General features: G+C 46.7%; 19 protein-coding genes, 1 tRNA gene and 1 pseudogene. 6 read left to right on the top strand and 15 right to left on the bottom strand.

Translation table 11 applies throughout. The annotated features are described in order from the left end of the window. Positions 1-221: 221 nt before the first annotated feature. The 4 genes from JL661_RS04005 to JL661_RS03990 form a co-directional block, all read right to left on the bottom strand. A complete protein-coding gene (locus JL661_RS04005) occupies positions 222-2,336 on the bottom strand; it encodes a peptidase domain-containing ABC transporter (protein ID WP_062772663.1) in 2,115 nt (704 codons plus the stop codon). A 34-nt stretch (positions 2,337-2,370) separates the two neighbouring features. Next, the gene (locus JL661_RS04000; RefSeq protein WP_062772660.1) at positions 2,371-3,657 is read right to left on the bottom strand and encodes an HlyD family secretion protein; all 1,287 of its coding nucleotides are present in this window, start codon (positions 3,655-3,657) and stop codon (positions 2,371-2,373) included. 609 nt (positions 3,658-4,266) lie between these two features. Next, the gene (locus JL661_RS03995; RefSeq protein ID WP_004237685.1) at positions 4,267-4,542 is read right to left on the bottom strand and encodes a hypothetical protein; all 276 of its coding nucleotides are present in this window, start codon (positions 4,540-4,542) and stop codon (positions 4,267-4,269) included. 484 nt (positions 4,543-5,026) lie between these two features. Then, positions 5,027-5,998 carry an SPFH domain-containing protein gene (locus tag JL661_RS03990; protein ID WP_004237684.1) on the bottom strand — a complete coding sequence of 324 codons (972 nt, stop codon included), beginning with the start codon at positions 5,996-5,998 and terminating at the stop codon, positions 5,027-5,029. Positions 5,999-6,174: 176 nt separating this feature from the next. On the opposite strand from JL661_RS03990, the gene JL661_RS03985 reads away from it, so the two are divergent. Further along, the gene (locus JL661_RS03985; protein WP_004240997.1) at positions 6,175-6,354 is read left to right on the top strand and encodes a hypothetical protein; all 180 of its coding nucleotides are present in this window, start codon (positions 6,175-6,177) and stop codon (positions 6,352-6,354) included. A 108-nt stretch (positions 6,355-6,462) separates the two neighbouring features. Here the strand turns inward: JL661_RS03985 and acuI are convergent, their stop codons facing one another. The 9 genes and pseudogenes from acuI to JL661_RS03940 all read right to left on the bottom strand — a co-directional run bounded on the left by acuI (position 6,463) and on the right by JL661_RS03940 (position 13,161). Further along, positions 6,463-7,446: an acrylyl-CoA reductase (NADPH) gene (gene acuI / locus JL661_RS03980; protein WP_004237682.1), complete on the bottom strand. Its 984-nt coding sequence runs from the start codon at positions 7,444-7,446 to the stop codon at positions 6,463-6,465. Positions 7,447-7,563: 117 nt separating this feature from the next. Beyond that, on the bottom strand, positions 7,564-8,130 hold the full coding sequence (gene acuR / locus JL661_RS03975; protein WP_487250681.1) for an acrylate utilization transcriptional regulator AcuR: 567 nt from the start codon (positions 8,128-8,130) through the stop codon (positions 7,564-7,566). Between the two features lie 264 nt (positions 8,131-8,394). Next, complete coding sequence (arsC, locus tag JL661_RS03970) at positions 8,395-8,817, bottom strand: arsenate reductase (glutaredoxin) (RefSeq protein ID WP_015422939.1); 423 nt, start codon at positions 8,815-8,817, stop codon at positions 8,395-8,397. A gap of 10 nt (positions 8,818-8,827) precedes the next feature. Then, positions 8,828-10,117, bottom strand: a complete 1,290-nt coding sequence (locus JL661_RS03965) for an arsenic transporter (RefSeq protein WP_046024944.1) — start codon at positions 10,115-10,117, stop codon at positions 8,828-8,830. A gap of 55 nt (positions 10,118-10,172) precedes the next feature. Further along, the gene (gene arsA, locus JL661_RS03960) at positions 10,173-11,924 is read right to left on the bottom strand and encodes an arsenical pump-driving ATPase (protein ID WP_015422940.1); all 1,752 of its coding nucleotides are present in this window, start codon (positions 11,922-11,924) and stop codon (positions 10,173-10,175) included. A 13-nt stretch (positions 11,925-11,937) separates the two neighbouring features. Then, complete coding sequence (gene arsD, locus JL661_RS03955) at positions 11,938-12,303, bottom strand: arsenite efflux transporter metallochaperone ArsD (RefSeq protein WP_024474765.1); 366 nt, start codon at positions 12,301-12,303, stop codon at positions 11,938-11,940. A 47-nt stretch (positions 12,304-12,350) separates the two neighbouring features. Continuing rightward, complete coding sequence (locus tag JL661_RS03950) at positions 12,351-12,686, bottom strand: metalloregulator ArsR/SmtB family transcription factor (RefSeq protein WP_015422942.1); 336 nt, start codon at positions 12,684-12,686, stop codon at positions 12,351-12,353. Between the two features lie 80 nt (positions 12,687-12,766). Further along, positions 12,767-12,925, bottom strand: a pseudogene (locus tag JL661_RS03945) (Arm DNA-binding domain-containing protein); the annotation flags it as partial. Positions 12,926-13,084: 159 nt separating this feature from the next. Continuing rightward, positions 13,085-13,161 (bottom strand) — tRNA-Arg (locus tag JL661_RS03940). Between the two features lie 192 nt (positions 13,162-13,353). Here JL661_RS03940 and folD point away from each other — a divergent pair. The 3 genes from folD (at position 13,354) to cybB (ending at position 15,034) form a co-directional block, all read left to right on the top strand. After that, complete coding sequence (gene folD / locus JL661_RS03935) at positions 13,354-14,217, top strand: bifunctional methylenetetrahydrofolate dehydrogenase/methenyltetrahydrofolate cyclohydrolase FolD (protein ID WP_004241000.1); 864 nt, start codon at positions 13,354-13,356, stop codon at positions 14,215-14,217. Between the two features lie 2 nt (positions 14,218-14,219). Next, the gene (ybcJ, locus tag JL661_RS03930; RefSeq protein WP_004237674.1) at positions 14,220-14,432 is read left to right on the top strand and encodes a ribosome-associated protein YbcJ; all 213 of its coding nucleotides are present in this window, start codon (positions 14,220-14,222) and stop codon (positions 14,430-14,432) included. A 68-nt stretch (positions 14,433-14,500) separates the two neighbouring features. Continuing rightward, positions 14,501-15,034, top strand: coding sequence for a cytochrome b561 (gene cybB / locus JL661_RS03925; RefSeq protein WP_036416701.1), 534 nt, complete (start codon positions 14,501-14,503; stop codon positions 15,032-15,034). A gap of 80 nt (positions 15,035-15,114) precedes the next feature. Here the strand turns inward: cybB and cybC are convergent, their stop codons facing one another. Together cybC and cysS are read right to left on the bottom strand one after the other, a co-directional pair. Further along, complete coding sequence (cybC, locus tag JL661_RS03920; RefSeq protein WP_004237672.1) at positions 15,115-15,504, bottom strand: cytochrome b562; 390 nt, start codon at positions 15,502-15,504, stop codon at positions 15,115-15,117. Between the two features lie 175 nt (positions 15,505-15,679). Continuing rightward, positions 15,680-17,068: a cysteine--tRNA ligase gene (gene cysS / locus JL661_RS03915; protein ID WP_004241002.1), complete on the bottom strand. Its 1,389-nt coding sequence runs from the start codon at positions 17,066-17,068 to the stop codon at positions 15,680-15,682. Positions 17,069-17,341: 273 nt separating this feature from the next. Here cysS and ppiB point away from each other — a divergent pair, with 273 nt between their 5' ends. Together ppiB and JL661_RS03905 are read left to right on the top strand one after the other, a co-directional pair. Then, positions 17,342-17,836, top strand: coding sequence for a peptidylprolyl isomerase B (gene ppiB / locus JL661_RS03910; protein WP_004237667.1), 495 nt, complete (start codon positions 17,342-17,344; stop codon positions 17,834-17,836). Positions 17,837-17,838: 2 nt separating this feature from the next. Then, positions 17,839-18,561: a UDP-2,3-diacylglucosamine diphosphatase gene (locus JL661_RS03905; protein WP_004237665.1), complete on the top strand. Its 723-nt coding sequence runs from the start codon at positions 17,839-17,841 to the stop codon at positions 18,559-18,561. Positions 18,562-18,621 lie beyond the last annotated feature (60 nt).

The raw sequence follows: 18,621 nt of genomic DNA, 5'->3' as shown, positions 1-18,621 counted from the left end.
AGAGAAAGCCCCGCATATCACACTGTGATATGCGGGGCTGACTGACAGGATCAGCGCTCACGCAGGGCTTCGTTGGCCCGGTTCAGCGGTTTGACCAGATAAATACAACAGATTCCGGATATTCTGCATAAAATTCAGAAAATGCCACAAGAGTTGTAATATTAACGGTAATATAAAATACATATCCTGAGGTTATTATTTCCGGTTATATTTTCGTGGCTTTATTTATTGTTTTTCCCGCCGAGAAAAATAATGCGGTCCGCTGACTCAATCGTCGACTCGCGGTGCGCAATAATAATCCGCGTGATCGGCAGTTGGCGGATCGCCTGATTGACGTAAGATTCACTCTCTTTATCCAGTGCGCTGGTGGCCTCGTCCATAAACAGAATGCGGGGCTTGCGGTACAGGGCGCGGGCAATAAAGATCCGCTGTTTCTGCCCGCCGGACAGTCCTTCGCCCAGCTCTCCTATCAGTGTTTCATAGCCCATCGGCATCGATATAATCACGTCATGAATATAACTGGCCTGCGCACAGGCAATCATCAGCTGTTCGTCGCGATTTTCGGTGAAACCGCAGATATTTTCGCGGATCGAGCCGGAAAACAGTTTGTCGTCCTGCATCACGCAGGCGATCATTTTGTGGTAGTTATTGACGCCGAGCTGGCGGATCTCAATGTTATCAATGAATACCTTGCCATCCGATGGCTCAAACAGGCCGCACAGCACTTTCATCAGCGTGGTTTTTCCCGAGCCGGACGGCCCTGTTATCGCCACACTTTCACCGGGGGCAACCGACAGATTATTATCGCGGAAGATCGGTACGGACTGGCTGTCGTAACTGTACGCCAGGTTGCGGGTCTCCAGCCCGGCGGCCTGCATCTGCGGCTCGTACGGCACATCCGGCTTTTTATTTTCCTGTTCGTTGAGGGCGATATCGGAAATACGCTCATTGTGCAGGCTCATGATGCGCAGCTGCAGCAGGAACTCAATGATGGAGGCAGCGCGGTCGGAAAACTGCTCGCGGTAGGCGCTGAACGCGACAAACATCCCGAGGGTCATGGCGTTGTCGATCACCAGACCCGCACCAATCCACAGAATGGCAATCTGGTCACAGGCCATGATAAAGGTATTCACCCCGCCGAACATCAGGTTCATTTTGGTCAGGCGGATGCCGGTGTTGATGGAATCGACTTTCAGATTCAGCCAGTGATTACCCCGGCGGTCACTCATTCCCTGGGTTTTCACCGTGGTGATGCCGTAGAGGGATTCCATAAAGTACGACCCGGCGCGCGCCTCTTTGATCAGCGATTCCTCTGACAGCTGGCGGTAATAACGGTAGGTCGCCAGCCGCAGCCCGATATATACGGCGGTAAACCCGAGCACAATCCAGGTGAGATGGCCGCCGTAGAGGATCATCATGATAAACACGCCGATCAGCATGATACCGTCCATGATCGCCCCGACCACGCTGGTGGTAAAGGTGGTACGCAGAATATCCAGCGAGCCGAAACGGGACTGAATATCCCCGAGTTTGCGCCGCTCAAAATAGCTGAGCGGCAGCCGCAGCAGATGGGTGAATAATCCGGACTGCCACTGGACGTTGATCAGCGTTTCCATAATCACACTGGCCCAGGCGCGGCACATACTGACCGCTGCTTTCAGCAGAATAAAGAACAGTAACCCGACACAAATCAGGGACAGTAACCCCTGATCTCCGGCAGGAATAGCATGGTCCATCACCAGCTGTGTGCCGACCGGCATAATCAGGCCGATAGCCTCAATCACCACGGAGAACGCGAAGATTTTCAGCAGCGCTTTTTTCAGCCCGTGAATATTGCCGATCAGCTTGCGCAGGCTGAGTTTTTTCACCACCTCCTGCCTGGTGAAGGTGCTGCCGGGCCAGGCTTCCAGCGCCACGCCGGTAAAATTGCGCGACATTTCCTCAATACCGACCACCCGGCGGCCATAGGCCGGGTCATGCAGGATAAATTTGTTGCCGCTGATTTTCACCAGTACCAGAAAGTGATTGAAATCCCAGTGTAAAATGCACGGCAGGCGCAGGTTCGGCAGGTCGTCCATATCCAGTGACAGCGCGCGGGTGGTCATGCCCAGTTCGGCGGCCATGCCGGTCAGTCCGGCCAGGGTCGCGCCCCGCGCGGAGAGATTGAACTGCTGGCGCAGGGAAATCAGATCGATACTTTTGCCGTAATGGGCGGAAATCATGGCCAGGCTGGCGAGGCCGCACTCAGAGGACTCGGTCTGGTGGATCACCGGAATGCGCTGACGCAGACTGAGATCGAGTTTTTCCAGCAGGTTTTTCAGGGATAAACGGCGCATACAGCCTCCCGGTCAGATAACAGCGTCCGTTCTGTCATGGTGTGTCTGCTCCTGTTGGCCCGGAGGCGCTCTGTTTCATGTCATAGAATGGCGATACCATCCACTGATAGATTTTGCGTTTTTCCAGAAACAGGGTGGTATTGGCTTTCATGCCGTTTTGCAGGCTGAGTTCGCGGCCGTCATAGGCGATCATCTGTTTTTCCGGACGTACAATCACTTTGTAATAGGGGATGGACTGCGGCATCTGACTGACTTTCGGCGCCCCGGCATAGGTCATCATTTCCTGTGCAGAGGCAGGGGTTTTGGAAATCACCTGAATGGTGGCGGCAAACTGGCCGAATTTTTCTGCCGGGAAAGCTTCATAACGGATATTCACCGCGTCACCGACATTCAGATAAGGCAGTGCGTCATTGGGCACCCAGAGCGCCAGCCAGTACTGACGGATATTTTCCGGCAGGATCTGCAGCAGGGTATCACCGGGATTGACCATCTGACCGACGGTCACGCCAAGGGAATCCACACGGCCGTCTGTCAGGGCACGAACGATAATCTCACCACCCGCGTCATTATTCACCTGCTCTTTCATCAGCTCAGACTGTTGTAATTCCAGCTGATAAATCCGGTTATCAAATTCTGCCGCCTGAGTCAGGATCTGGCTTTCCAGAGACGTAACCTGCAGAATATTCTGTTCATTCTGTCCGCTTAATCCCAGCAGACTGTTTTGCTGAGAATAATAAAGCGCAGCCTGATTCAGCCACTGATCTTTATTTATCAGCCCGCTTTCCCGGTAATGATGATAATTATCCATATTCTGCTTCATAATGCGGATCCCTTCCTGTGCCCGTTCAATAATCCCGGCAGATCGCAACTGTGCCTGTGCATAAAGGGACTTTTGTTTTTCGAGCAAGGCCAGAGTGGTCTGTTTGTTATCTCTGAGACGGGCGGTCATATCACGGATATGCTGTAACTGATTTTCAATTTCACGGCGCTGATTTTCACTGACCACACCGCTGGCTGTGGCTCTGCTGGTATCAATACGGTAAACCGGATCCCCTTTGCGGATAATCTGCCCTTCATTCACATATTGCCCGGTAATAAATCCCTGCACACCTGCATATACAGTAACAGCCCGGGGATTGGTGGTGATTTCTCCGGTCACACTGACCCGCCGCGTATAGCTGCCGGACAAGATAAAGGTCAGAAAAACCATTAAAAACAGAAAACTGCATACTATAATCAGCCACAGCGGAATACCGGGTAATAATAAGGCCTTACCCCGCCATTTCATTTTTCGGTTATCGAATGCGGCTTTGCGGAACACAATAAACCCTGCCTGCGGTTATCCGGTGAATAAAAGGCCGTCAGTATCAGGGAAAAGATAAAAAAACGGGAATTCATAAAATAATGAATTCCCTCAAAATATGATATTGACTGCGGAACAGTCAATAATGCGGGTTATAGTATTAATTAACCGGCACCAGAAACTGCTTCAATTTCCAGAATACTTAACTCTTTCATATTTAGATTTCCCTTTCATTATTTATGACTTCGTCTGAACATAGTCATCACGGTACTTATTTTAGATGAATTGACTGCTGATAATGAACAGAGGGAAGGATGTAATAAAAATCAATCGTTGTTACAGCGGAAAATAATATAGTTAATATACTGACAGAAAATAATTATTATTTATCAGCTCAACAGGAAAAACTGCAATTTCACATCACTTTTCAAGTATATATTTTCTTAAGAAATTATACTATATTATCGTAAAATATTCAGGTTTTATTATGAATCAAAATAACATTCCTGCTCTGTCGTCAGCCGGGAAAAACACCGGCGATTCCGATGATAACTATTTATATATCAAGGATCCTCTGTGGTATATTCCGCAGAGGATCACCATTTATACTATTACTTTATCAGCGTATTATTTACAAATACCACCGAGATCTACAATGCCGCCTAATTTATCCTCAATAAAACCGCCGACAGCCGAACCCACTTTTCCGCCGACTTCCCTGCCCAGCCCCGGGTATGCGTCTTTGAGGCTGACTTTACCGAACACCGGCAGGTCTGCCGTCAGATAAGGCCCGAGCAGTTCAAAACCCCAGTCACCGAGTTTTTTTCCGAGGTCGGTGATAGTGTCCTGAACACATCCGGCACCGGAAACCAGTTCAATTTCAGCATGACTTAATTCTTTCATTATCAATCCTTTTAATAATCAGTTATTTTATCTGAATAATAAAATAATCTTTAAAATAACAAATAAAATTATTATTTTAGAATTATCTATTATTCATCCGATATCCTACTGATTATTTTAATGAAGAGATAAACCAATATTTATTACTCCGATATCTGAAATCCGCCACCAGTGCAGCCATGCATTCCGCCTGTAACGCATAAGAAAGCATGGTTGATTTCACTTTCCGCACAGGTTGCCGGAGTTTCAGATGAAAATAATGCCAGCAGAGTACTGATATCATCATGCTGCGGGTGTTGCTCTGACATCAGCAGTGCTTTGCCGGAGACTGAAATCGTAACGCTGTTACCGTTCCTTTCTGACCATCGCCCGGCAGGTTTTTATCTGATATAAAGATAAACCAATACCTTATTTAAGCATCAAAAATTCCATATAAATAAAAAACCCGTCATATGACGGGTTTTCGGTAACGGGCAGTTATTTTTTATTGTTGTGAGCGCATATCCATGATCATTTTTCCGTCATAGTCTGCACCAACAACAATATTAGGCACTTCACCTTTGTATTTCTCTGCTTTAATTTGTTCTATTTCAAGCTGCTTCCAGTTAATCATTTCGCGGGTGATTGTCTGCTGTAACACGGCGTTCGCTTCTGATTCTTTCTGAGCGGCATATAAACGTGCATCGGCTTCCTGACGCATTGCATAAGAGCTGGCCTGGGCATTACGCTCACGGGCAAGTGCCTGCTGTTCTGCGGACTCACGCTCTGCCTGTGCGATAACCACTTTTTTCTGAGCCAGTTCACGCTCTTTCTCTGCTTCCGCTTTTGCCTGGTTTATCTGCTCCTGACGCATCTTGGTATTCACAACCTGCTCCTGAACCACTTCCGGCAGCGTAATATCCTGGATCATAATCTCTTTGATCGTATAGCCGTAAGGTGAAGCATAACCCTGAATGGCATCACGGATAGATTCCTGTAATTTCCGCTGGGTATCTGCGGTATACAGATCCTGTGCGTTGGCAACATCTTTCCCGAATTCCAGAATCGTGGAAATCAGTTTCTGGCGGACATATTTATCCAGTGCTTCACTTTCTGTACCGCCGTTAATACGGAGAATGGGGGCTTTAGCGCCATCGAACTGGAGCATTACCGTAATATCCACGATGGATTTCAGTTTGTCCTGTGAGGGTACACGTAACTCTTTCAGTGATACGCGGATATCTTTTGTTGAATAAGTATCAAATGTCATAAACGGGTTAATCGGAAAATGCAGCCCGGCATCATAAGCGACCGGGTTGACCTTACCTAAAAAGGTTCCGACTTTTACCGAACCATCCTGCACAATAGTATACGAATTAAAAGTAACCACTCCCGCGACGAGGAGAATAACGGCAACAATAATCAATTTTATAACTGACTTCAGTTTGACCGGATTTACTGCCTGCATCATTTGCATGTCTCATCCCTATAAGATAATTCTTAGTTAATGTCGTTTTTATAAATACTGCTTTATGTATTAGTCATATCTTTTTACATCGCTATTATTCATAAAATACAGAAATGAGCAAATGCAGCCCGTCAGACGAATAATGATAATAATCTGTGATACCGGATGCCCCGGATACGGCCGTGATGATTATGCCTTCAGAAGGGGAAATACATGTCATTAATACTGCTTCCGGTATAAAAACAGGGAAATATAACGTTAACAGCACGTTTATTGATGGAAGAGGACAATCCGGGACAATATTCCGGGAACAGCAGTTATGGTATATTCATGGCAGCGATAATACATCTATCGCTGATAAGTGATTATGAGTAGTATGTAAGAGCACTTAATAGTGCTGACTTTGTAAACCGGACACCCGGCGGAAGGGTTCTGCCGGATGTTCTTTTACGGATACTGCGGGTCAGACAATATTAATTATTCACATCAACAACGACACGGCCGCGGATTTCACCGTTCAGTAAGCTGTGTGCCGCCGGAATCGCTTCATTTAACGGGATCACACGGCTGATGGTTTCCAGCTGTGCCGGATCAGTCAGTTCTGCCAGCTGTTTCCATGCCGCCACACGATCTGCCTGCGGGCGCATCACACTGTCGATACCGATCAGGCTCACGCCTCTGAGGATAAACGGTGCAACAGTCCCGTTAAAATCCATGCCCTGTGCCAGGCCGCAGGCCGCCACAACGCCACCATACTGAGTACCGGCACAGACACCGGCCAGCGTGTGGCTGCCCACACTGTCAATCGCTGCCGCCCAGCGCTCTTTGGTCAGCGGTTTGCCCGGTACGGATAACTCGTTGCGATCCATGATTTCAGATGCGCCCAGGGTATCGATCAGATACGCGGTATCAGCCGTACGGCCGGTGGAAGCAATAACCTCAAAACCTAATTTTGACAGCAGAGAAACCGCGAAGCTGCCCACGCCGCCGCTGGCACCGGTCACCAGTACTTTGCCTGATTCTTTGGTGATCCCCTGTTTCAGCAGCGCCTGAACCGCCAGCATTGCCGTGTAACCGGCGGTACCGATCATCATCGCCTGCTTTGTACTCATCCCGGCCGGTAACGGTGTCAGCCAGCTGTCTTTCACTTTTGCCACCTGAGACAGTCCGCCCCAGTATTTTTCACCGACACTCCAGCCGTTGAGCAGTACTTTGTCGCCAACTTTATAGTGTTCAGAGCTGCTTTCGGTCACGGTACCGGCAAAATCAATCCCCGGAACCATCGGGAAACTGCGCACAACCGGGCTTTTGCCGGTAATCGCCAGGCCATCTTTATAGTTCAGCGTGGAGTAGTCAATCTGCACAGTCACATTGTGATCCGGCAGTTGTGATTCATCGAGCTGAGCCAGCTTTGCGGTATAGCCGTCAGTATTTTCAATCAGAATGCAGTTAAACATGGTGTTATCCTTTTATGAATATAGACCAGTTGTCTGGTTAATTGTAAAAAAATTTATTAAATACTCACCGACGTGTTAACAACGGCGATATTTAATAAATTATTCTGCAACAATCTCTCAGGCTTTCTCAGCCAGTATCTGCGTCATAAAAACAGTGATAAACAGATCCAGCGGTTCACTGTTGCGGGTCAGTTTGGCACGCATTACCGCCCCTTCCCAGCCCGTCCAGAAAAAAGCCGCCATTTGCCTGCAATCTGTTTTAGCGGAAATAAGCTGCTGTTTCTGTGCTTCAAGAAGGCAGATTTCCACTTTCTTCTGCCAGCCGGTAATAATCTCATCGAGTATTTCACAATACCCCGCCGGCAGGCTGGTCACTTCCTGACCGAGATTCCCCACCAGACACCCGCGCTGCCAGTGGTATTTTTCCATCCCGGCTTTGGCGGTCAGATAAAATGCCCGTAACCTTTCCGGTGGCGGCAGCGTGATATCAGACAAACATTTATCCAGCAGACGGGAAAAATAGCTGTCGTAATTACGCATGATTTCCAGACCAAACTGCTCTTTACTGTCAAAGTAATAATAAAAAGAGCCCTTCGGTACACCGACCTTTTTCAGGATCCCGTTGATATCCGATGTCATATACCCTTTTTCGGTAAACATCTCCATGCCACTGCGGATCAGCATTTTTTTTTACATCCGCACCCGCATCATGATTTTTCGGCGGCCGTCCCCGTTTCGGTTTTGTGATTACTGATGTCATTGCGTCTTTACCTCTGTCATGCGGAATAATATAGACCGGTTGTCTGGTAAATACCATGCTTTTTTATCCGGGGAATTTCCGGCACCGGTTTATTCGCAGATAAAGGTAAAATCGACTTTGCCGTCAGCACTGCCTTCTGTGACAAAATCATTGCTGTAACGGATATCGCGGGCAAAGAAAGGGAAAATTTACATTTTTACATCGTGACTACCAATCACTATCTGACCATCTTCCTTGATAAATTCACTTTGTTGCTGATTAGGCAATATATCTAACACTACCTCTGAAGGCCTACACAACTTTACGCCCAGCGGAGTGACGACAATCGGCCTATTAATCAGTATCGGGTAGTGCAACATAAAATCGATCAATTGCTCATCGGAATAAAGGTTATTTTCTAAATTTAATTGCTTATACGGCTCAACATTTTTTCGTAATAGCTCCCTCGCTGTAATTTTCATATCTGCAATAAGTTGCACTAACACATCCTTAGCCGGAGGTGTTTCCAGGTAATAAATAATCGTTGGCTCAACGCCACTATTGCGGATCATTGCAAGGGTGTTACGCGAAGTGCCACAATTGGGGTTATGATAGATAGTGATCTCATTCATGAAGTTACCTTTAATTTAACAGTGAAAGTCGAAGTACTAAAGCAACGAGTGTGACAATGAGCACAGGGATAGTCATGATAATCCCGGTTTTGAAATAATATCCCCATGTAATGGTCATGTTTTTTTGCGATAAAACATGCAGCCACAGCAATGTAGCCAAACTACCTATTGGTGTGATTTTCGGACCCAAATCGGCACCAATCACGTTAGCATAAACCATTGCTTGCTGAATTAACCCTGATGCTTCACTTCCTTCAATGGACAGGGCACCAATTAATACCGTTGGCATATTATTCATTATTGAGGATAAAAATGCAGTTATAAATCCCGTACCAATTGTTGCAACCCATAACCCTTTGTCTGCAAGGTAATTGAGCATTTCAGAAAGATAATCGGTTAACCCTGCATTTCTTAAACCATAAACAACCAAGTACATACCTAAAGAGAAAATGACGATTTGCCACGGTGCTCCGCGTAATACTTTTTTGGTATTAATCGTATGGCCTCTGGCTGCAATTACCCAAAGAATTAAAGCGCCAATAGCCGCAATTGCACTGATTGGAATACCTAATGGTTCTAAGACAAAGAAACCAATAAGCAGCAGTACCAATACCAGCCAACCTGTTTTAAACGTTGTCATATCCTTAATGGCTAAAGTCGGTTCACTCAGTTTGGTAACATCATATTGTTTAGGAATATCTTTGCGGAAAAACCAATGCAGCATCGCTAATGTTGCAATAATTGCTGCAATATCCACTGGCACCATAATCGATGCATATTCAGTAAATCCAATATTAAAGAAGTCTGCAGAAACGATATTCACGAGGTTCGAAACGATCAGCGGCAAGCTCGCCGTATCTGCAATAAACCCGGCAGCCATGACAAATGCTAATGTCGTGCCTTTGTTGAAACCAAGTGCCAATAACATCGCAATCACAATGGGCGTTAATATCAATGCTGCGCCATCATTGGCAAATAAGGCTGCAACCGTTGCTCCAAGTAACACAATATAACTGAATAACAGTTTTCCTTTACCCCCGCCCCACTTGGCAACATGTAATGCAGCCCATTCAAAGAAACCACTTTCATCTAAAAGTAGACTAATGATAATTACGGCAACAAATGTCGCCGTGGCATTCCAAACAATGTTCCAGACAATCGGGATGTCCTGGAAACTGATCACACCAAAGATCAGTGCCAATACAGCCCCTGCTGTAGCACTCCAGCCAATACCCAGTCCTTTGGGTTGCCAAATAACAAAGGTGATCGTTAAAATAAAAATGAATGCGGCAATAAACATAACAACCTCATTTAAAAGGTACTTTTCCGCACCTTTTATTTTTAGAAAATAAAACTTATTCTGCGAGCTGACTTAATGCAGATATCCCCACAGGCTCTGTTTCAAGCAAAGGAACAATAGCAACACGTTTTGCCAATGTTGATGTCACCTTTTCAATCTGAGCGACTTCCTGTTCTGCTCTTGAAAGTAACAATGGTGATATTGTTTCCGTGATAGACAGACTGTTATTGATCACCCACGCCCACGGATGTATATCTGCCCGAATTAAATCATTTTGTAAGTTCTCCGCCTCAAGCACAGGCGTAGTTTCAGCGAGTGTCGTAATAATAACTTTAGTGCGTTCAGGATCTTGTAATTGCATCATCGGCGTTAAATAGTGGCCTTTTTCGCCCATTTTTTTAACAATTTCTTTATGGTATGCCCCTGTTGCATCCAGAAGTAATAATGTATGCCCGGTCGGTGCAGTATCCATGACGACAAAACGTTTACCCGCGTCTCTAATGATGCGAGAGAAAGCCTGAAATACCGCGATTTCTTCTGTGCATGGAGAGCGTAAATCTTCCTCAAGTAATGCACGCCCCTCTTCATCTAAATCTTTCCCTTTGGTTTCTAAGACATAATTACGATAACGCTCAGTTTCAGCGACAGGGTCAATTCGGCTAACCTGAAGATTGGGTAAAACACCATCGAGGGTTGATTCAATATGCGCGGCCGGATCAGATGTGGTCAGATGTACATCAAGCCCTTTTTCTGCCAATTTAACTGCGATTGATGCCGCAATCGTTGTTTTCCCTACACCACCTTTGCCCATTAACATAATCAGCCCATGCTGTTGCTGAGATATTTCACCAACCAGTTCTGACAAGGTAGGTAAAGAAATAGGTTGTTTTGTAGGGGTAATAGTTGGAATTTGTGGCATGTCATCAGATAACAACTGCTTCAGTGCATCGACACCCACCATATTGATATTTTGTAAATAAAGAATATCGACAGGTAACGAGCGTAGTGCTTCCGGCATAGACTCTGATGCCGCTTGTTCACGAGAGTAGAGCGCATGGGATAACTTATCATTTTCAGTCACCGCCGTTTCAGGGAAAACACCATTGACAACCAATTGCTGATTTTTGATACCCAGAGATGACAACTCGCTATAGGTTCTCGCGACTTCCCTCAATGCGGCAGACTGAGGTCGTGCAACCAAGACCAGCCTTGTCAGTGATTTATCACTCAACGCTTCCACCGCCATGCTGTACTGCTCACGTTGTTTATCAAGACCAGACATTGGCCCTAAACATGACGCGCCATCAGGATTGTTACTAATAAAATCACTCCATGCACTCGGGAGTTGTAATAAACGGATGGTATGCCCCGTTGGTGCGGTATCAAAAATGATATGGTCAAATTGCTCTGTAATTTCGGTATTGGTTAACAACCCGGTAAATTCATCGAAAGCTGCAATCTCTGTGGTACAGGCACCTGATAGCTGTTCCGTAATACTTTGAATTACCGCTTCAGGTAAACTTTCTTTGATTGGATTAATAATTTTGTTTCGATATTCTTCGGCTGCGGCTTGAGGATCTATTTCAATAGCAAATAGATTTGGAACCAATGTTATTGGCTTAATATTGTTGCCTATCGATTGAGAGAATACTTGCCCAACGTTAGAAGCTGGATCAGTGCTCACCAGTAAAACTTTTTTCCCTTTTTCAGCCAACTTAATTGCTGTCGCACAGGAAACAGAGGTTTTACCCACACCACCTTTTCCAGTAAAAAATAAATAATTAGGTGTGTTATCTAAAAATTTCATTTTATTGCTCCTGTTAACAACACGTTTTACCATTACCACAACACGATTTAACAATTTCAGCTTTTTCAATATTCGGTCGAATACCAAACCATCTGGCTAGCTCATGTCGTTTTGGGTATCGACCAGTCAGCACAATCTCACCGTCAAGAATCAATAGCGGAAGTGACCCGGCACCTGCGGTTTCCAAAAATGTTTTTGCTTTTGTGTTGTTAACGAACTCCATAGGCTCTTGCGCTAAATTAAAACGCCTTATACTTGCTCCTTGTTTTTTTAACCAATCCACATCTGTTGCGAAGTCTACCAATGCTTGATCGACTTCGGTTCCGCAAACACCGGTGCTACAGCATAATGCGGGATCAAATACTTCTAGTTTTTTCATCGCTCAACCTTACATATGTTTTTCCAAATATGTTAGCTTAAAAATTTTTATACAGAACAGCTACCCGCAGGTTCTTTTGTCTCCAAGCTCTTAAGCAAATCTGCAACTCTATTTTTCTCTGTGGCGTAAGTGACATCAATGATACTTTTCACCCACGGTAGTAATGCAGGAGATAAACGATAATGAACCCATTTGCCATGTTTTGAATCGAGCAAAAGACCTGATTCTCTTAGCATTGCCAGATGCCGGGATGTCTTTGGTTGCGATAAATTCAAGGCCGTATAGATATCACAGACACATAACTCCCCGGATGCTTTTAGCAATAGCACGATATCCAGTCTGGTTTGGTCACCTAAAATTTTAAACAGTTGTAATGGTTCCATGTGTACCTCTGTAATCTTTTTTTTAAATTACCTCTAAAAAACACATGCGTCAAATCGAATATGTTTCCCATAAACTATTATTGTAACCGCCAGTATTTAGAACCATTAGCATGCACATAAAGGTGCATTCCTTCACCGTCAGTTAGTTTGTATCCTTTATCGGCAGGCTTTGCCGTTCTTACCTTCACATCTGTTAGTGCCGTATAGGAACTCCCATGAGTTTGTGTTGGTAAAAGAATTCATTGAACCTGTATGTACCAACGCATATGCCAACAAATATTACTTGATTTAGGTTGATATAGGTGGATGTCAGTTGAACGAAGAAAAGTTAAAATCAGCTAATTAACTGAATTTCAGACATAAAAAAAGACATCGGTTGATGTCCATTGACTTCGGAATGGTACGCCCTACAGGATTCGAACCTGTGACCTACGGCTTAGAAGGCCGTTGCTCTATCCAGCTGAGCTAAGGGCGCGCTGAGGAAAAAAACAGCGGGTTAACTGCTTGATGCACCGTGGATTATACGGCTGCGACGCAGCGAGTCAATCAGAAAATCAGTTATCTTCGGCAGTTACTTTCTGACACCTTAATAAAACATAACTGACAGACGGAAAATGTTCTGACAGAATAGTGCCCATCTTTTATCTGTTTTATGGATTTTTACACGATGTCAGCAAAAATTATAGACGGGAAAACGATTGCGTCGACCATACGTGCCGAAGTTGCCGCAAAAGTTCAGCAACGGATTGCCAGCGGAAAACGGGCTCCCGGTCTTGCCGTTATCCTGGTCGGTGAGAACCCCGCGTCGCAGATTTATGTCGCCAGCAAACGCCGTTCATGTGAAGAAGTCGGATTTATTTCACGCTCTTATGACCTCCCCGATACCACCAGCGAAGCTGAACTCCTCCATCTCATTGATGAACTGAATAATGATAATACTATCGACGGGATCCTCGTTCAGCTTCCGCTGCCTGCCGGCATTGATAATGTCAAAGTGATTGAACGCATTCATCCTGATAAAGACGTCGACGGTTTTCATCCTTATAATATCGGCCGCCTGTGTCAGCGTGCGCCGAATCTGCGCCCGTGCACACCGCGCGGTATTGTGACACTGCTTGAGCGCTGCAATATCAATACATTTGGTCTGAATGCCGTGATTATCGGCGCATCCAATATTGTCGGCCGCCCGATGAGCCTGGAGCTGCTGCTGGCCGGTTGCACCACAACTGTCACTCACCGCTTTACCACCAATCTGCGTCACCATGTTGAACACGCGGATTTGCTGATTGTGGCGGTCGGGAAACCGAATTTTATTCCGGGTGAGTGGATCAAACCCGGCGCAATTGTGATTGATGTGGGCATTAACCGTCTGGAAAACGGCAAAGTGGTCGGCGATGTGAATTTTGCCGAAGCCGCTGAACGTGCGGAGTGGATAACCCCGGTGCCGGGCGGTGTCGGGCCGATGACGGTCGCCACACTGATTCAGAATACATTACAGGCCTGCGAAGAATTTCACGATAAGGACGAGTAACAATGGATATTTTTAATCTTGACGGCCATCCGCATGTTGAGCTGTGCGACCTGCTCAAAATTCAGGGCTGGGCCGACAGCGGTGCCGCCGCCAAACAATTTATCGCTGATGGTCAGGTGACTGTTGACGGTGAAACGGAAACCCGCAAGCGCTGCAAAATCACCGCCGGTAAAGTGGTGGAATTTGCCGGTGAGCAGGTAAAGGTGGCTGAATAATCGTAATCTGCGAATAAACCAGAGCACTGCCTCTGGTTTTTTTATCCGTATAATAAGAGCCGCAAAAAATGAAAACACAAAAATTTCAGCCTGTGCAGATTGCCCTGCACTGGTTTATTTTCCTGCTTGTGATTGTCGTTTATATCAGCGCCCTGTTACGGGACAATGCTGACGAACCACTGAGAAGTATTTTGGCCGGGCTGCATTACAGTTGCGGTATCGCTGTCGGTATACTGATGATTGTCCGGCTGGCCGTCAGAATAAAGCACCGCGCACCGGCTATTATTCCCAGACCGTCACCGATGATAACCGGCTTATCCCATCTGGTGCACCTGATAATCTTTGTGATATTTATTTTGTTACCGGTACTCGGTTTCAGTATTAAATATCTGAACGGTTATGACTGGTCATTATTCGGTATCCCGATGCCGGTCTCCGCCGCGCCGGATGAAGATCTCGCGTACAGCATACAGAATATTCATGAGATCGTTGCCAATACCGGTTATTTTATTATCGGCCTGCATGCCGCCGCCGCACTGGCTCATCACTACTTCTGGAAAGATAATACCCTGCTGCGCATGATGCCGCGCAAACGGGACTGATTATCAGCCGCTGAATAACAAAACGCCCGGCAATCATGACCGGGCGTTTTTAATACGGAAAATGGTATTTATATCAGTTGTTAACGGTATTTCTTGTGGTATTCACCACGGGTGGCTTTAAATTGTTCAGCCATGGCTTTTGCTTCCGGAATTTTACCTTCTTCCGTCAGCTTCAGTGCTTCATCAATTTGTCCGGTCAGAACATCATAACCGTGATGGTAATCCTTCACTTCTGCGCTGTCCGCCGCTTTACCTTTCAGTTTGGCCGGTAATTCTTCTCTGGCACTCTGTGCCGCAGCACGCATGTCGGTCAGTGCAGTTTTCAGCGCTGCCGCGTCATCTGTTTTTTCAACAATCTGCAGATTCGCGTTCAGCGTTTTCATATTATCTGACAGTCCGGCGGCAGATGCCGTCATTGCGCCGAATGCACAGACAGATGCCACCAGCATAGCTAACATATTTTTACTCATCAGATGCTTCCTTTATTTTTAATATAAAAGTACGACAAAGACATCACACAATAAAGCAGGTGCTGTAACAGAATAGCGGATAACCGGCGGTTATGCCTGCCCGGTAAAAATAAAATAATATAAAAAAACCCGGCAGTGAATAATGCCGGGCTTTTCAGTCAGAATGTAATAACGATTACTTACGGCGCCAGGTGGTACCCTGCGGGCCATCTTCCAGCACAATACCCATGTCGGTTAAAGCATCACGGGCCGCATCGGCCAGCGCCCACTCTTTTGAGGCGCGGGCATCATTGCGCTGTTTGATCAGTGCTTCGATTTTCGCTGCATCTTCATCACTTTCGCTCTGCGCACCGCTTTGCAGGAACTGCTCCGGATCCTGAGTCAGCAGCCCCAGCACACCGGCCAGCTGGCGCAGTTGTGCTGCCAGGCCGTTTGCTGCAGTCATATCTTCCTGTTTCAGACGGTTCAGTTCACGCGCCATATCAAACAGCACAGAGTAAGCTTCCGGCGTGTTAAAATCATCATCCATCGCATCGCGGAAACGATTTGCGAATTCCTCATTCACCACGACCGCCGCATCTTTATCTGTGCCGCGCAGTGCGGTATAGAAACGCTCCAGAGCAGTACGCGCCTGTTTCAGGTTCTCTTCTGTGTAGTTGAGCTGGCTGCGGTAATGTGCGGACAGCAGGAAGTAACGCACCGTTTCCGGGTCGTAATAGCCCAGCACATCACGGATGGTGAAGAAGTTATTGAGGGATTTTGACATCTTCTCTTTATCAACCATCACCATACCGGAGTGCATCCAGTAATTGACATACGGGCCGTCGTGGGCACAGGTGGACTGCGCTATTTCGTTTTCATGGTGCGGGAACATCAGGTCAGAACCGCCGCCGTGAATATCAAAATGTGTGCCCAGCTGTTTGCTGTTCATCGCGGAACATTCGATATGCCAGCCAGGACGGCCTGCGCCCCACGGGGATTCCCATGACGGCTCACCCGGTTTGGACATTTTCCACAGCACGAAATCCATCGGGTTGCGTTTCACATCCGCCACCTCGACACGGGCACCGGCCTGAAGCTGCTCCAGATCCTGGCGTGACAGCAGGCCGTATTCCGGGTCACTGCTGATATCAAACATCACATCCCCGTTGTCCGCCACATAGGCATGACCGCGATCGAGCAGTAACTGCGTGATCTCAATAATCTCTTTGATGTGATGTGTGGCGCGCGGCTCTGAATCCGGGCGCATCAGGTTCATGGCATCGAAATCGCGGTGCATCTCCGCCACCATGCGATCCACCAGCTGATCACAGGTTTCGTTATTTTCATTCGCCCGTTTGATAATTTTGTCGTCCACATCCGTGATGTTGCGGATATAGTTCACATCATACCCGGCGTGACGCAGATAGCGCACGATGGTGTCAAACGCGACAAATGTCCGCCCGTGTCCGATATGACACAGGTCGTAAACAGTGATACCACACACGTACATCCCGATTTTACCGGGGTTAATGGGCTTAAATTCCTCTTTTTGTCTTGATAAGGTGTTATAAATTTTCAGCATAGGACTATTCCATTAAAAGTCTGTACGTGTTGATGGTGACTTCTGTTAATTAATTGATAATAAATACTTTATTTTTTATATCTGTCTGCGGGGATCATAATCTGAGACAGGTCAGGTTATTGAAACGCGAATACCCTGCAAATGCAAGAAAGACCCTGTAAAACCCGGTGATTATAACAAATACTGACGCAGATTAGTGAGTATGATATAACACACCCCGGAGATAAAAACGGCAGATTATTGCCTTTATAATATAAGCAGCAGGAAATTATTATGGTAACTTTTCATACAAATCATGGTGATATCGTCATTAAGACGTTCGCGGATAAAGCACCGGAAACGGTCGCAAACTTCCTGAAATATTGTGAAGACGGTTTCTACAATAACACCATTTTCCATCGTGTTATCAATGATTTCATGGTCCAGGGCGGCGGTTTTGAACCGGGCATGAAGCAGAAACCGACTCTCGGTATGATCAAAAACGAAGCCAACAACGGTCTGAAAAACAACCGCGGCACCCTGGCGATGGCCCGTACCAACGATCCGCATTCCGCCACTGCACAGTTTTTCATTAACGTGGTTGACAACGACTACCTGAACTTCCGTTCAGAAACACCAAGTGGCTGGGGCTACTGCGTGTTTGCTGAAGTGGTTGAAGGTATGGATGTTGTGGACAAAATCAAAGCGGTCAAAACCGGCAACAGCGGTATGCACCAGGATGTGCCGCGCGAAGATGTGATCATCGAAAGCGTGACTGTTTCTGAGTAAGTATGACCACGCTTATTATTGCAGATTTGCATTTAAATGAGCAGGAGCCGGCGATCACCGCCGGCTTTCTTCGTTTCCTGCGGGAACAGGCTGTTCACGCATCACAGCTCTATATCCTCGGTGATTTTTTTGATTACTGGATTGGTGATGATGACCCGAACCCGCTGCATAAAACCGTGGCTGATGCACTGAAATCCCTCAGTGACAGCGGCGTGAAGATCTTCTTTATCTGCGGCAACCGTGATTTCCTGCTGGGTGAGCGCTATGCCCGTCAGTGCGGCATGACCCTGCTGCCGGATACACAGGTGATTGAAGCCGAAGGGCATCAGATCCTGATCCTGCACGGCGATACCCTCTGCACGGATGATACGGACTACCAGCATTATCGCCAGCGTGTTCACACTCCGTGGATCCAGCGCCTGTTTCTGTGGCTGCCATTGTCGCTGCGCCTGAAAATCGCGAAGAAAATGCGCGCGGGCAGTCAGTCTGCCAATCAGCGCAAAAGCGAAGCGATTATGGATGTGAATCAGAACGAGGTGATGAAGGCATTCCGTCAGTACCGGACCCGCTGGATGATCCACGGCCACACTCACCGTCCTGCGGTGCATGATGTCTCCGCTGACGGCGAAACGCACTTTCGCGGTGTCCTCGGCGCGTGGCACTCACAGGGTTCTGCCTTTAAAATCACCCCGGACAGCATTTCACTGATCTTCTTTCCGTTCTGAGCCGTTATCTCCCCGTATTTGTGAAAAATCCGTGACGCAAACGTTTTCCTTCGTGATTTA

It is taken from the genome of Morganella morganii, from assembly GCF_019243775.1.
Taxonomy (GTDB): Bacteria; Pseudomonadota; Gammaproteobacteria; order Enterobacterales; family Enterobacteriaceae; genus Morganella; species Morganella morganii.
The sequence above is the reverse complement of the archived record's forward strand: the minus strand, read 5'-3'. Positions and strand labels throughout refer to the sequence as shown.

What these genes read in the sequence shown, in the direction of transcription:
- cybC (WP_004237672.1), bottom strand. Translation starts at nt 15,504, where the DNA reads ATGAGTAAAAATATGTTAGCTATGCTGGTGGCATCTGTCTGTGCATTC.
- JL661_RS04005 (WP_062772663.1), bottom strand. Translation starts at nt 2,336, where the DNA reads ATGCGCCGTTTATCCCTGAAAAACCTGCTGGAAAAACTCGATCTCAGT.
- JL661_RS03965 (WP_046024944.1), bottom strand. Translation starts at nt 10,117, where the DNA reads ATGTTTATTGCCGCATTCATTTTTATTTTAACGATCACCTTTGTTATT.
- arsD (WP_024474765.1), bottom strand. Translation starts at nt 12,303, where the DNA reads ATGAAAAAACTAGAAGTATTTGATCCCGCATTATGCTGTAGCACCGGT.
- cybB (WP_036416701.1), top strand. Translation starts at nt 14,501, where the DNA reads ATGAAAACACAAAAATTTCAGCCTGTGCAGATTGCCCTGCACTGGTTT.
- arsC (WP_015422939.1), bottom strand. Translation starts at nt 8,817, where the DNA reads ATGAATGAGATCACTATCTATCATAACCCCAATTGTGGCACTTCGCGT.
- acuI (WP_004237682.1), bottom strand. Translation starts at nt 7,446, where the DNA reads ATGTTTAACTGCATTCTGATTGAAAATACTGACGGCTATACCGCAAAG.
- JL661_RS03905 (WP_004237665.1), top strand. Translation starts at nt 17,839, where the DNA reads ATGACCACGCTTATTATTGCAGATTTGCATTTAAATGAGCAGGAGCCG.
- arsA (WP_015422940.1), bottom strand. Translation starts at nt 11,924, where the DNA reads ATGAAATTTTTAGATAACACACCTAATTATTTATTTTTTACTGGAAAA.
- ppiB (WP_004237667.1), top strand. Translation starts at nt 17,342, where the DNA reads ATGGTAACTTTTCATACAAATCATGGTGATATCGTCATTAAGACGTTC.
- acuR (WP_487250681.1), bottom strand. Translation starts at nt 8,130, where the DNA reads ATGCTGATCCGCAGTGGCATGGAGATGTTTACCGAAAAAGGGTATATG.
- JL661_RS03990 (WP_004237684.1), bottom strand. Translation starts at nt 5,998, where the DNA reads ATGCAAATGATGCAGGCAGTAAATCCGGTCAAACTGAAGTCAGTTATA.
- ybcJ (WP_004237674.1), top strand. Translation starts at nt 14,220, where the DNA reads ATGGATATTTTTAATCTTGACGGCCATCCGCATGTTGAGCTGTGCGAC.
- cysS (WP_004241002.1), bottom strand. Translation starts at nt 17,068, where the DNA reads ATGCTGAAAATTTATAACACCTTATCAAGACAAAAAGAGGAATTTAAG.
- JL661_RS03985 (WP_004240997.1), top strand. Translation starts at nt 6,175, where the DNA reads ATGATTATGCCTTCAGAAGGGGAAATACATGTCATTAATACTGCTTCC.
- JL661_RS03995 (WP_004237685.1), bottom strand. Translation starts at nt 4,542, where the DNA reads ATGAAAGAATTAAGTCATGCTGAAATTGAACTGGTTTCCGGTGCCGGA.
- JL661_RS03950 (WP_015422942.1), bottom strand. Translation starts at nt 12,686, where the DNA reads ATGGAACCATTACAACTGTTTAAAATTTTAGGTGACCAAACCAGACTG.
- folD (WP_004241000.1), top strand. Translation starts at nt 13,354, where the DNA reads ATGTCAGCAAAAATTATAGACGGGAAAACGATTGCGTCGACCATACGT.